This window comes from Corynebacterium sp. HFH0082 (assembly GCF_000411235.1).
GTDB lineage: Bacteria > Actinomycetota > Actinomycetes > Mycobacteriales > Mycobacteriaceae > Corynebacterium > Corynebacterium jeikeium_D.
The window spans coordinates 2,137,897-2,150,649 of sequence record NZ_KE150404.1 but is presented as its reverse complement, the minus strand read 5'-3'; the positions used below and the strand labels follow the sequence as shown (position 1 = coordinate 2,150,649).

The 12,753-nt window shown below is 57.9% G+C and carries 9 protein-coding genes; 2 read left to right on the top strand and 7 right to left on the bottom strand.

Annotated features, from left to right (window positions below; genetic code table 11):
• Window positions 1-58: 58 nt before the first annotated feature.
• Window positions 59-577, top strand: a complete 519-nt coding sequence (locus HMPREF1206_RS09230; protein WP_016423046.1) for an RDD family protein — start codon at window positions 59-61, stop codon at window positions 575-577.
• 2 nt (window positions 578-579) lie between these two features.
• Here the strand turns inward: HMPREF1206_RS09230 and HMPREF1206_RS09225 are convergent, their stop codons facing one another.
• The 7 genes from HMPREF1206_RS09225 to HMPREF1206_RS09195 all read right to left on the bottom strand — a co-directional run bounded on the left by HMPREF1206_RS09225 (window position 580) and on the right by HMPREF1206_RS09195 (window position 11,301).
• Window positions 580-2,199 (bottom strand): aspartate:alanine exchanger family transporter, encoded by a 1,620-nt coding sequence (locus HMPREF1206_RS09225; RefSeq protein ID WP_172620275.1) that lies wholly within the window; start codon window positions 2,197-2,199, stop codon window positions 580-582.
• A 267-nt stretch (window positions 2,200-2,466) separates the two neighbouring features.
• Window positions 2,467-3,246: a DUF4191 domain-containing protein gene (locus HMPREF1206_RS09220; RefSeq protein ID WP_005511046.1), complete on the bottom strand. Its 780-nt coding sequence runs from the start codon at window positions 3,244-3,246 to the stop codon at window positions 2,467-2,469.
• A 93-nt stretch (window positions 3,247-3,339) separates the two neighbouring features.
• The gene (lipA, locus tag HMPREF1206_RS09215) at window positions 3,340-4,398 is read right to left on the bottom strand and encodes a lipoyl synthase (protein WP_016423044.1); all 1,059 of its coding nucleotides are present in this window, start codon (window positions 4,396-4,398) and stop codon (window positions 3,340-3,342) included.
• Between the two features lie 9 nt (window positions 4,399-4,407).
• Complete coding sequence (gene lipB / locus HMPREF1206_RS09210) at window positions 4,408-5,211, bottom strand: lipoyl(octanoyl) transferase LipB (protein ID WP_016423043.1); 804 nt, start codon at window positions 5,209-5,211, stop codon at window positions 4,408-4,410.
• Between the two features lie 152 nt (window positions 5,212-5,363).
• On the bottom strand, window positions 5,364-6,989 hold the full coding sequence (locus HMPREF1206_RS09205; RefSeq protein WP_016423042.1) for an inorganic phosphate transporter: 1,626 nt from the start codon (window positions 6,987-6,989) through the stop codon (window positions 5,364-5,366).
• A 569-nt stretch (window positions 6,990-7,558) separates the two neighbouring features.
• Window positions 7,559-9,589, bottom strand: coding sequence for a 2-oxoglutarate dehydrogenase, E2 component, dihydrolipoamide succinyltransferase (sucB, locus tag HMPREF1206_RS09200; RefSeq protein WP_016423041.1), 2,031 nt, complete (start codon window positions 9,587-9,589; stop codon window positions 7,559-7,561).
• 173 nt (window positions 9,590-9,762) lie between these two features.
• The gene (locus HMPREF1206_RS09195) at window positions 9,763-11,301 is read right to left on the bottom strand and encodes a leucyl aminopeptidase (RefSeq protein ID WP_016423040.1); all 1,539 of its coding nucleotides are present in this window, start codon (window positions 11,299-11,301) and stop codon (window positions 9,763-9,765) included.
• A 222-nt stretch (window positions 11,302-11,523) separates the two neighbouring features.
• Between HMPREF1206_RS09195 and HMPREF1206_RS09190 the strand changes: the two genes are divergently transcribed.
• Window positions 11,524-12,639, top strand: coding sequence for a branched-chain amino acid aminotransferase (locus tag HMPREF1206_RS09190; RefSeq protein WP_016423039.1), 1,116 nt, complete (start codon window positions 11,524-11,526; stop codon window positions 12,637-12,639).
• Window positions 12,640-12,753: the final 114 nt, after the last annotated feature.

The window sequence follows — 12,753 nt, the reverse complement described above, 5'->3', positions numbered from 1 at the left end:
GAATGGCTGTCCCAGCCCGTGATTTGATAGCCGGATTGCTGCACTAGACTATGAACCCATGGAAGAAAAGCACAGTTGGCTAGATGGCCCTCAGATTCCGGGAGAGTTCGATAATCCGGACAAGCTCTCGGACTATCCCGGCCAGGCATTGGGTCTTGCCCCCGATGGCCCAGGATCGCAAGCGACGTTGATGCGTCGCGTCGGCGGCATTCTCATTGACTGGATTATTTCCTTGATGATTGCCGGCGCTTTTTCGATGTTCTTCGGCCCGAGCGAGGCGCAGATTGACCAGTTCGGGGATTCGTTTATCGCCTGGCAGTCATTCCTTGCGACCTATTCGCCAGTTGTCTTCCTCATTATTGGCACGGTGTCGGTTTGGCTGTTCGCCCGCACTCCGGGCCAGTGGATGATGAAGATGGGTGTCGCTCGCGTGGACAAGCCCGGCGAGCGAGTTGGCTTTGTTCGTGCCTTCTTCCGCAGCTTGCTTACTCTTTTCTTGCTGCCGCCAGCAATCACCGACTCGGATATGCGCGGCATGCACGACCGTGCCACTGGCACGGCCGTCATTTTGGGTTAGCGCTATAGCACCAACACGACCAGGACCTGGGCGAGAATAATCTTCATGATCATGGCCATTGGATACACCGTTGTGTATCCCATTGCCGGCAACTCGTTCTTGGCCTGGTCGTTGACGTATGAGAGCACTGCCGGGTGAGTCTGCAAGCCCGAGAGGATACCCGCAGTTTGGCCGAATGGAATCTTCAGCACACGGTGACCGACAATGAGGGTCAACAGTGCGGAGCTAAACGCGATGATGGCGGCAAGACCCAGAACTGTCAGTGATGCCGGGTCAGACAACGCAGCCTGGAATCCCTTACCAGCAGTGGTGCCGATACCAGCCAGGAACAGTGCTAGACCCATGGTGCGGAACGCCAGGTTGGCCGAGTAGGGGATAGGCCAAACCAACGGGCCAGTGCGGCCGACAGCACCCAGAATCAGCGCCACAACCAGTGGACCACCAGCGGATCCCAGGGCTAACGAGCTGCCGCCCGGAAGCGGAATCTTGATGAGACCCACCAAGACACCCAGCGTAAGCCCAAGGGTGAGTGGCAAGAGGTTGACGTCGGAAAGCTTCTTGTAAGAGTCGCCGAAGAACTTTGTTGCGTCCTTGATTTTCTCTGGCGGTGCAACTACGCGGACGCGATCACCAAGCTCTAGGCGCATGTTTGGTTCCGCGACGATGTCGTGGTCGCCGCGGCGGATACGCGTAATGATCATGCCATCCATGCGAGTCTGAAGCTCCGCGATGGGTACGCCAACCACGTCAGATGCAGAGACGAAGATGCGGCGGAAGTCTAGGCGGCCGTCGTGTGTCGGATCACCCGGCATAAGCTCGCCAATGTACTCGGCGGCACGAGCAATTTCTTCCTCTGTACCGACGACGGAAATAATATCGCCGACGGAGACAGTGTCACCCGGAGACGGAATGTAGAGGTGGCCCTTGTACTCAATGCGCGAAACCGTGATGTCCAAACCGAACTTCGACGGAAGGTCAGTGATGGAAGGCAGGTCGTCCTTGAGAATCTTGATGTCCCGAGTATGTAGCGGAAGCGCGGCGACACCTGCGTCAATAGCTTCCTGGTCGTGATCGACGCGGAAGACCTTCGACATAATACCGATAGAGGCAATCACTGCCAGCACGCCGATTGGGTAGGCCAGGGAGTAACCAATCACCGGCATATCGTGCGCAGCGGCCAGCTCGCCCTTATCCGAAATGAGGCTAGGAAGAGCATCGACGATTGCTGCCATAGCCGGGGTGTTGGTCAGGGCGCCTGTGAAGGCGCCTGCGCCTTCCACCGGATCGATAGGCAAAAACTTGATCAGCAGGAAAGACTCGATGGTGACAACTGCGAGCACACCAATGCCGAACAGGTTGTGCTTGATGCCGCGCGAGCGTAACGAGCTGAAGAACTCGGGGCCCGCCTCCAGCCCGATGGTGTAGACGAATAATGCCAGGCCCACGATGTAAATCAACGGGGAGATTTGAATTTCCGGCTCAATAGTCGCGAGGATAAGGCCGACGAAGAGGACGGCAGCCACGCCAAGCTTGAAGCCGAAGATCTTGATCTGGCCAATTGCCAGGCCAAGAAACAAAATCACTAGAAGCGCTAAGAGTTCATTTTCAGCCAAGAGTTGCACATATCCCATGGTGGCACAACTAGCAGTAATCTTCATTAAGCACTGTTTCCAGCAAGGATACGACCTTTGCTGACAGCGTGATAAGTGAGAGCAATCACTTCAACAAGACATCAATAACTGTGTGTGAAGACATGGCTTTAGGCATCGTTTTAAAGCTTTAAAGCACAAAAAAAGGGGGCCCGAAAGCCCCTTTTTTCTGCTTCAACCTAGATTGCCCCTCGGCGGGTTGCCCGAGCAACCGACCCTGGTGAAACCTAGCTAAAACCTCTAGTGCTTCTTGCCGCGATTGGCGGCACGGCGCGCACGACGGTTCATGCCGGCCTGTGGGTTAGCGCCCTTCGGCATTGGACCCTTGGGCATGTTCGCGCGCGCATCGCGAATACGGTCCATCGACTGGATGCGCTCATTCAGAGCGTTGGCCTGATCCTTATTCAGGTTGCGCGGCAAACGCATGAGTTCGCGCTGCAGCTTCTTCGGCGGGACCTGGCCCTCGTCGCTACCAGCAATCATGTCGTAAATCGGCGCTTCGCCCGCAATGCGTGCCAGCGACTTCTTCTCACGAGCAATCATCTGCTTGACGCGGTTCGGATCACCTTCACCGACCAGCACAACACCGGCGTTACCAATAACACGGTGAACAGCATCCATGTGCTGATTAGCGACAACACCGGTCTTGACGTGCCAGACATAGCCAACGCCCTGACGCATATTGTCCAGCGTCCACGCCGCAGCGCCGGCCTGGCCTTCCGCCTCTGTGTAGAAGGACGCCTCAAGACGCTTAGAGAAGATGTACATCGCGACCATAAAGCCGATCGAGATACCAATAATCGTCAGAACCCAGGGCCAGACTCCACCAATGAGCAGACCAAGCAGTAACAGCAGGATAATTGGACCGAAGAAGCCCAGCGCCATGTAAGGCACGAGCTTGTTGTCCCGCGAGCGCTGCAGCTTAAACGCCTGCCACATCTGGCTACGAGTCTGCTTACGCTGAGCGCGCTTGGCGGCGCGGTTCGCCTTCTTCATTTCTTTCGCATCATTGGTCGCCATAATCACCAACTTTAGGGCATGCGATGTAGTTTTAGGCAATAGACCGCGCCGTAGCGCCGTTTCGCTTTACGACGGCGCTGCGGCCGTCGGCCTCTAGGAAGCCGGAATAGTCGAAGTGACTGGCGTATCCTCCGATGCGCCATAGCGGTCGAGCAGAGTCGAGGCTTCCTGAAGCGCGAGGTTGTTGTCGTTGTCGTCGGCAAGCGCGGACAGATGCGCAGGCAGTTCCTGACCGCGGTGCGCCAGTGCACGGGCGTAGAGTCGGCCAGCGCGGTAGGAAGAGCGGACCAGCGGGCCGGACATGACGCCGGCAAAGCCCATCTCTTCAGCGGTCTTGGAGAGTTTGACGAACTCCTCCGGCTTAACCCAACGTTCAATTGGATGGTGCAGTGGAGTGGGGCGGAGGTACTGAGTGATCGTCAGAATATCGCAGCCGGCATCGTGCAAATCCTGCATAGCGGAGATGATCTCGTCGTAGGATTCGCCCATGCCCAGGATGAGGTTGGACTTGGTAACTAGCCCAGCTTCGCGAGCGCGAGTGATGAGTTCCAAGGAACGCTCGTAGCGGAATGCGGGGCGGATGCGCTTGAAGATGCGCGGCACCGTTTCCAAGTTGTGGGCGAAAACCTCGGGCTTGGCGTCGAATACCTGCTGTGCTGCAGATTCGTCGCCACGGAAGTCATCGACAAGGAGCTCGACTCCGGTATTCGGGTTGAGTTCGTGGATCTGGCGGCAGGTCTCAGCGTAGAGCCAGGATGCACCGTCGGGCAGATCGTCGCGGGCGACACCGGTGATAGTGGCGTAACGAAGACCCATCTCGCGGACGGATTCCGCAACACGACGCGGCTCATCCTTATCCAATGGGTCGGGCTTGGCTGAGTTAATCTGGCAGAAGTCGCAGCGGCGGGTGCACTTATCGCCGCCGATGAGGAAGGTGGCCTCGCGGTCTTCCCAACATTCGTGAATGTTCGGGCAGCCAGCCTCCTGACAGACCGTGTGCAAAGAGGCACCCGAGACACGGTTTTTCATGTCCTTGTAGCTGGGGCCCGGACGAACCTGGTTGCGAATCCACCGGGGCTTGTTCTCGATAGGGGTCTCGGCATTTCGTGCCTCGACGCGCAGTAACTTACGTCCTTCTGGCTTAACAGTCACAGTTTCATCCTACTCTTTTGTTGATGAGTACTCGAATATGCCGGTGGTGGAGTTGTGCTTCACCCGGTGTGGCAGGTCCTTCGTGGGGTCGGGCGCGGAGCCGAAGGAATGGTCGGCAACGGTCAGATGGCCTTCCAAAGCATCTTGCAAATCTGCCAGAAGCGGCTCTGTCATCTCTGACACGCTAACATCTCGGTCAAGCTCCCGGGATAGGGTGGTCACTCCAGCGTCGGAGATGCCACACGGGATGATGTAGTTGTAGAACTCCATAGAGTTGTCGCAGTTCAGACTGAGTCCGTGCATGGTTACACCATGGGTCACGCGGATTCCCAGTGCCGCAATCTTTCGGTCGCTCAGTCCGTTTGATGCGGGAACCCATACCCCCGAGCGGCCATCGATGCGGCCAGCAGCCGCGATGCCAGCTCGGCGAACGGTTTGAATGAGGGCTTCTTCCAGTCTGCGGACGTAGTCCACCACATCGACCGGCTGAGCGAGCTTGATGATGGGATACATCACAAGCTGGCCCGGGCCGTGCCAGGTGATGCGGCCACCGCGGTCGACATCGACGACCGGCAACCCATTGGTAGGACGGTCCTCCGGCTGGGTGCGCTTTCCTGCTGTGTAAAGACTCGGGTGCTCAAGCACGAGAACCTGATCTGGAATTAGGTCTTTCGCACGCTTGGCAGCAAGGTCTGCCTGTAGGTGCCAGGTCTCTTCGTAGTCGACAAGGCCGAGATGTTGAATCTCGATGTCGGAGCTTGATTCCCGAATGGATTTATCTGCGCGAGTAAAAGGTTTTCTTGGGGCAGTCATGGTGGCCTATAGGATACGCCGAAATTCTGTGAGCCTCAGAATCCTTGTTACTTGGATAGCGCCAGACTTACTTGGATAGCACCAGACGTAAAAATACCCCGGTGGTCACTAGAAAGTGACCGCCGGGGTAAAAGTGGCGTGCTTTTGTGGGCTTAGCCGAAGACGACGCGGAGGATGGAAACGGTAATTGCCGAGATACCTGCAGCGGCCGGAAGGGTAATAACCCAGGCCAAACCAATCGGCTTCATCAGGTTCCAGTTAGCGGCGCGGTTAACGATACCGACACCGAGAACGGCACCAATCAGAATGTGGGTGGAAGAAACCGGCAGACCCAGCAGGGAAGCAATCATAACGACCACAGCAGCGGAAAGCTCTGCGGCAAAACCCGATGCTGGGTGGATCTCAGTCAGGCCGGAACCGACGGTCTTGATAACGAAGCGGCCGATAAACCACAGACCGGAGATGAGAGCGACACCCATGGTGGTCATGACTGCCAGCGGAACACCAGACTCGGAAGAGATCTCGTTGGTACGGAGAACATCCAGAATTGCCACGAACGGGCCAAGCGCGTTAGCGATGTCGTTCGAGCCGTGGGAGAAAGCGAACGCAGCAGCGGTGAAGACCTGCATCCAGCTGAACAGCAGGAAGGTGGAACGATCCAAATCCTGACGCTTCAAAGTACGCGCGAAGATGTAAACGGCAAGCCACACTGCGGTGGCGATCATGCCCATAATCAGAAAGTTGTCCAGGCTGGAAAGCCCTAGGTGAAGGTTCTTCAGACCCTTGAACAGCATCATCGCGGAGATGACGATAGAGCCCAGGGCTGCTAGACCCGGAACCCAAGCTTCCAGCGCACGGTGAGCGCGGACATCATCAACCTTGGATTCGATGTGGACGAGCTTGCGGAAGTACTCAGACTCCAGGTCATCCGGAGTCCAGTCGTTGTCACGCATCGTCGTCGCGTCGCGAAGCATCGCGTTGGTGTACGAGATCTGATCGTGCTCAGGGAGCTTTTCGAAGTCGTCGCGGTGCTGCGCCTTGAGGTCCGCCTTTTCCTGGTGGATGGCCTGCAGCTGCTTGGAAGCCTTGTCGTTGTAGACGAGAATCGAGTTCTTAATGCCGCCGAACAGGAGGAACGCGACCAAACCGCCGAGGAGCGGAGAGAGGACCCAAGAAACGGCGATCTGACCAATCTGATCCCACTGGACCATGCTCCAGCCACCCTTGCCGGTGATGAAACCGACCGTCAGTGCGGCACCGACGATACCGCCGACGATGGAGTGGGTAGTGGAGACTGGCCAACCCATGCGGGTCGCAACGAGGAGCCACACTGCCGCGCCAAGAAGCGCGGACATCATGATGAAGGCGAACTCCATCGGGTCCAAACCGTGGATTGCGTTCAGGTCCACAATGCCGGAACGGACGGTGTCAGTAACCTCGCCACCAGCGAGGACGGCGCCCGAAACCTCAAAGACTGAAGCGACAACAAGCGCCTGCTTCATGCTCAGGGTGCCGGCACCGACTGAAGTACCGAAGGAGTTAGCAACGTCGTTACCGCCGATGTTGAACGCCATGAAGACGGCGAACGCGATGGTAATCAGAAGGATTGCCGTATTTGCCTGCGGGCCCACAAAGTCATAAGCCCAGAAGACAAAAATTACGATGTTGATTGCGAGAAGCCCGCCGAAGAAGAGGTGCCACCACTTATCTGAGGAGCTCGATTGCTCAGATGATGTGGTCCCGGTCGACGAACTAGTATTCGCTGGAGCCGAGGACATGCTCCACCTTTCTAAGTTACGTACAGAGAGCAAAAATAGGCACGCCAAAGAAGCCTGCTGTCTAATGATTTCTTAGATTGGTAAAGGCTAATTGCTAACTAGGTGACGGCGAGGTTAACAAATAATGAATTTAATTATCGCTATCTTCAGCTCTCGTCGGTGTAGCTGAAAGCGATAGCCGGAACTGTGTGCGGGGGTGTGTGGTGTTCTCGCATTTCGGCAGGACAAAAAGTATGCGCATTTGCTACTTGCAGCTTTGCTTTCGGTTCGACCCTCCCGCTGTCTGCTAATGGCTTAACGGCGCAATAACAGCACGTTAATTCTTTGTGCCGATGGAGCCTTTGCTAGCTATGTGTGGCTACGTGAAATCTGAGCACTAGCCAAGAATAGGGGGCCTGCGCATTTGAAGGAATCGCTGATTAGGTTCAACTGCGGGACGAATGCGGCAAAAGAAATACCCGCGTCAGCCGCAAAGTGCGACTAACGCGGGCAGGGAAGAGGCAGAACCTCCTGCTAGCAAGCCAGCTAGATTCCCGCGGCGCTACTACCCCAGGAGGGGAGCAAGCTGCTTAGAGCTGCAGATCCGATTCGAAGTTAGCAACCTCGAGGCGGTCAACAACGGTCGTCATGAAGCGACCTGCATCAGCGCCGTCGATCAGGCGGTGATCGTAGGTAATTGGCAGGAAGACCATGGCGCGAATACCAATGGCATCTGCCTCATTCTCGGTGACGACTACTGCGCGCTTCTTAATCGCGCCGGTGCCGACCATTGCGGCCTGCGGCGGAACCAGAATCGGAGTGTCGGTCAGAGCGCCCTCGGAGCCGATGTTGGTAATGGTGAAGGTGCCGCCGGACAGGTCGTTCGGGGTCAGCTTGTTGTTGCGAGCGCGGTCTGCGATGTCCGCAATAGCAGCAGCCAGCTCCGGCAGGGACATATCCTGAGCGTTGTGGATGACCGGGGAGAGCAAACCACGCTCGGTATCGACAGCGATACCCAGGTTGACCTGCTCGTGGTAGGTAATCTCCTTGGTCTCTTCGTTCCAGGAAGCGTTGACGTTCGGGTGGCTGACCAGAGCCTCAACGATTGCCTTTGCAAAGAATGGCAGGAAGGTCAGCTTTGCGCCGTGCTTCTTCTCGAACTCAGCCTTCTTAGTAGCGCGCAAATCCCAGATGGCAGTCATATCGGCCTCGTGGACCTGGGTCAGCTGTGCGGAAGTCTGCAGAGACTCGAGGGTCTTGGCAGCGGTGATCTCGCGGATGCGGTTGACACGCTGGGTGGTGCCGCGCAGCTCAGCGAGCTCAGGGCGAACGCCCTTGGTGGACCAGTTGGAGCCGGACTCAGCAGTAGTCTCCTGGCCGCCCTCGGCAGCGCGCAGAACATCCTGCTTACGAATGCGGCCGCCGATTCCAGAGCCCTCGACCTTAGTCAGGTCAACGCCGTGCTTGTCAGCCAGCTTGCGGACCAGCGGGGTGACGTAAGGAACGTCCTTGTTAGCGGAAGGCTTGGATTCAGCCTTCGGAGCCTCAGCCTTCGGAGTCTCCTTCTTCGGCTCTTCCTTCTTTGGCTCCGGCTTGGACTCTGCCTTTGGCTCTTCCTTCTTTGGCTCCGGCTTGGATTCAGCCTTTGGAGCTTCCTTCTTCGGTGCAGCCTTCTTTGGCTGGCCACTGCCAACGCGAGCGATGACCTCGCCGACGTCAACGGTGTCGTCTTCGTCGTAGAGGACCTCGAGCAGGGTGCCTGCGACTGGGGAAGGAATTTCGGTGTCGACCTTGTCGGTGGAAACCTCGAGCAGTGGCTCGTCGACCTCGACGGTGTCGCCGACCTTCTTCAGCCAGGTGGTGATGGTGCCTTCGGTGACGGATTCGCCGAGCTCCGGCATCTCAACGTCAGTAGCGTCGCCAGCGTCAACGTCAGTGGAGTCTTCCTCAGTCTCCTCGTTAGCCTTTACTGGCTCCTCGTCCTTCTCGACTGCGGCAGATGCCTCCTCGGCCTCTTCCTTGGCGGCCGGAGCAGCGTCTGCATCGCCAACGCGAGCGATGACTTCGCCGACGTCAACGGTGTCGTCTTCGTCGTAGAGGACCTCGAGCAGGGTGCCTGCGACTGGGGAAGGAATTTCGGTGTCGACCTTGTCGGTGGAAACCTCGAGCAACGGTTCGTCGACCTCGACGGTGTCGCCGACCTTCTTCAGCCAAGTGGTAATCGTGCCTTCGGTGACGGATTCGCCGAGCTCCGGCATCTCAACGTCAGTAGCGGAACCGGAGGCAGCCTTCGGTGCTTCCTTCTTTGGCTCTTCAGCGTCTTCCTTCGGAGCCTCTTCCTCGGTCTCCTCAGCGGAATCGTCAGCGCCTTCCGGCTCTTCGCCCGGCTCGCCGACCTTTGCGATGACCTCGCCAACATCGACGGTGTCGTCTTCTTCAAAGAGAATCTCGGTGAGAACACCGGCGACCGGAGATGGAATTTCGGTGTCGACCTTGTCGGTGGAAACCTCGAGCAACGGTTCGTCGACCTCGACGGTGTCGCCGACCTTCTTCAGCCAGGTGGTAATGGTGCCTTCGGTAACTGATTCACCGAGCTCCGGCATCTCAATAGAGGTCGCCATGTTTGTGCACTCCTCGAAAAGTTAAGAAATCTCGTTTTAAGACGGTTATTACAAATTAGCTTACAGGTTGAAAACTCTGCTTGCCCCGTGGGCTGCGCCCGCTTTCGACTGGTGCGTGGAATAGCTCATTCCAGCCAGGATTCCAGCCGGGCGGGGCGCAGTCGGATGACCGGCTACTTCGTTGCCAAATCCTCAATCACAGAGAACATCGTCCGAACCGGAACACCAGTGCCCCGCTTCGGGGTATAACCATACTCCCCGGTGGTGTTGAAGGCCGGACCGGCAACGTCGATGTGAACCCATTCAACATCCTCGCCAACGAATTCGCGCAGGTATGCAGCTGCAACACTCATACCGCCAAAGCGAGAGTTCGTGACATTCCGCAGGTCAGCCACCGGCGACTTCAGGGCCTCTGCTAGCTCAACTGGAATCGGCATTGCCCAACCATTTTCACCAATGCTCTGAGACAGCTCTGCAACACGGTCACGGAACTCGTCGTTACCCAGGACGCCCGGGGTGCGCTCGCCAAGAGCGACCAGCTGCGCACCGGTCAGGGTAGCGGTGTCAATCAGGTGAGTCGGCTTGTCTTCGCAGGCGCGGACAATGGCGTCTGCGAGTACGAGGCGGCCCTCAGCGTCGGTATTCAGAATCTCAATGGTCTTACCGCCGTACTGCGTAATGACGTCGCCCGGACGGTACGCCTTACCACCCGGCATGTTCTCCGCCATTGGAACAGTTGCGGTCACCGGGGTGGATACACCTAGGCGAGCAGCCAGGACGACTGTGGCAATAACAGCCGCAGCGCCGCCCATATCGGAGATCATGTTCTCCATGCTGGCGCCCGGCTTCAGCGAAATACCGCCAGTATCAAAGGTGATGCCCTTACCGACCAGGCCCAGCGAATTCTCTGCCGACTCATCGCCCTTCCAGATCAGGCGCACCAGGCGCGGCCCGCGCGAGGATCCACCACCCACGGCATTGAGGCCTCCGAAACCGCCGGCGCGCAGAGCGTCGTCGTCAAGCACCTCGACCTCGAGCCCCGCGTCACGGCCCAGCGCTGCAGCAGCGTCAGCAAACGTCTCGGGGTAGAGGTGCGACGATGCTGTATTGACGAAGTCACGCGCGGTGGCAACGGCATCTACAATTGCCGAAGCGCGCTTTACGACGTCGTCATCAGCGCCCAACACAACCACCTTCTGGGTGGCCTCGTTGCTTTCTTCGGTGCTCTTCTGACCGGAGTAAGCGTAAGCGCCCAGCGCAAAGCCCTCGGCTGCAGCCTGCGGATCGATGGCGCCGAGAGTGTTAAAGACCACCTTGGCCTTGGTCATACGGCGGGCAGCGGCGCCGCAGGCACGGCGGATGTCTTCCGCATCCAGGTCCTCAGAACCCACGCCAACGCCCGTGACACTGTCGACATCCAGGCCAGCAGGAGCCGGGATGGTGGTCACGGACTCGGACTTAGCGCTGGCGGAGACTGCCTCAAAGGAGGCGAGCAGCTGCTCTGCAACCGAACCGATGGCCTCGGGTGCGACCAGCTCGAGGCCATCCTCGCCGTCGATAAGCGCGACGAGAACCGCGTCGGCGTCCGCGGGCAGAGAGTTGTCGGCAGCGATGACCACGCGAGTGCCGATAGCCGGCAGGTAATTGGACAAAACAGCGGCGTTGCGAGAGGCGCCGAGCTGTGCCGAATCATTGTTAGCGGGGACTGACATGTAGTTGCATCTCCTTGTAGTCGTACTATGTGGTACACCACCGTATCCCTATTTGCCGGTTCGTGTCCTTCACCCCTGGACAGCGGACTGACGAGCCAGCGCCACGACTATTGGAATGTACCCGCGCCTAGTGCCCGCGACGCTGACATTGCCCTGACTAACACGGTCTTTCGGGGGCGAGTATTGATACGACTCGATCCTCGACGGTTTAGGATGAAAGACATGTCTGCTTTGGAATTTGCAATCGAACGTAACCCGAATCCACTCTCTGATGCCGAGCGCGAGGAGATTTTGGCCAACCCTGGTTTCGGTAAGCACTTCACCGACCACATGGTCCGAATTGACTGGACTGCAGACAAAGGCTGGCATGGCGCCAAGCTGCAGGCATACGGTTCGATTGAAATGCAGCCGTCTTCTTCGGTCCTGCATTACGGGCAGTCGATTTTTGAGGGACTGAAGGCGTATCGCATGCCGGATGGTTCCATTGTTACTTTCCGCCCGGAGCAGAACGCTCGTCGCTTCCAGCGCTCCGCTGACCGCATTGCAATGCCGCAGCTGCCGGAGGAGACCTTCCTCGAGGCAATCCGCCTGCTGGTTGAAGCCGATGCAGCATGGGTGCCGCCAGCTGGTGGCGAAGAATCCCTGTACCTGCGTCCAATCATGTTCTCCACCGAGAGCACCCTGGGCGTGCACCCGTCGAACTCTTACACCTTCCTGCTCATCGCTTCACCTGCCGGCGCGTACTTCTCCGGTGGCATTAACCCGGTGACCGTGTGGATCTCCCACGAGTACGTGCGTGCCGCGCCGGGCGGCACCGGTGCTGCGAAGTTCGCAGGTAACTATGCAGCTTCGCTGGCGGCTCAGCAGCAGGCAGAGGAAAAGGGCTGCGACCAGGTTGTGTGGCTGGACGCTGTCGAGCGCAAGTACATCGAGGAGATGGGCGGCATGAACCTGGCGTTTATCTACCCGGATGAGAATGCTGACGCTGGTGTTCGGCTGGTGACTCCAGAGCTGTCTGGTTCGCTGCTGCCGGGCATTACTCGGGCATCGCTGCTGCAGGCTGCTCAGGATCTGGGCATGAATGTCGAGGAGCGTCGCATTTCCACCGAGGAATGGAAGAATGATGCCACCTCCGGTGTTATGAGCGAGGCATTCGCCTGCGGTACTGCTGCAGTCATCACCCCGGTCGGTTTTGTGAAGTCCGCTGAGGGCGAGTTCGAGATCAACGGCGGCGAGACCGGTGAGTGGACTATGAAGCTGCGCGAGCGGCTGACCGGTATCCAGCACGGCGAGGTTGAGGATACCCACGGTTGGATTTACAAGCTCGTTGAGGCTTAGTTTCGGCGTAGGTCGGCTAAGAAAAATTTAATAGTGGTTACTAGAATTAGTACTTTCGCAGCCCCTGTTCAGTATTCGCTGTTCAGGGGCTGCGTTTTTGCTTTGCTGGCTCCC

Bases quoted from the DNA above. Each gene is read 5' to 3' on its own strand.
- HMPREF1206_RS09230 (WP_016423046.1), top strand. From the start codon at position 59: ATGGAAGAAAAGCACAGTTGGCTAGATGGCCCTCAGATTCCGGGAGAG.
- HMPREF1206_RS09220 (WP_005511046.1), bottom strand. From the start codon at position 3,246: ATGGCGACCAATGATGCGAAAGAAATGAAGAAGGCGAACCGCGCCGCC.
- lipB (WP_016423043.1), bottom strand. From the start codon at position 5,211: ATGACTGCCCCAAGAAAACCTTTTACTCGCGCAGATAAATCCATTCGG.
- HMPREF1206_RS09205 (WP_016423042.1), bottom strand. From the start codon at position 6,989: ATGTCCTCGGCTCCAGCGAATACTAGTTCGTCGACCGGGACCACATCA.
- sucB (WP_016423041.1), bottom strand. From the start codon at position 9,589: ATGGCGACCTCTATTGAGATGCCGGAGCTCGGTGAATCAGTTACCGAA.
- HMPREF1206_RS09195 (WP_016423040.1), bottom strand. From the start codon at position 11,301: ATGTCAGTCCCCGCTAACAATGATTCGGCACAGCTCGGCGCCTCTCGC.
- HMPREF1206_RS09190 (WP_016423039.1), top strand. From the start codon at position 11,524: ATGTCTGCTTTGGAATTTGCAATCGAACGTAACCCGAATCCACTCTCT.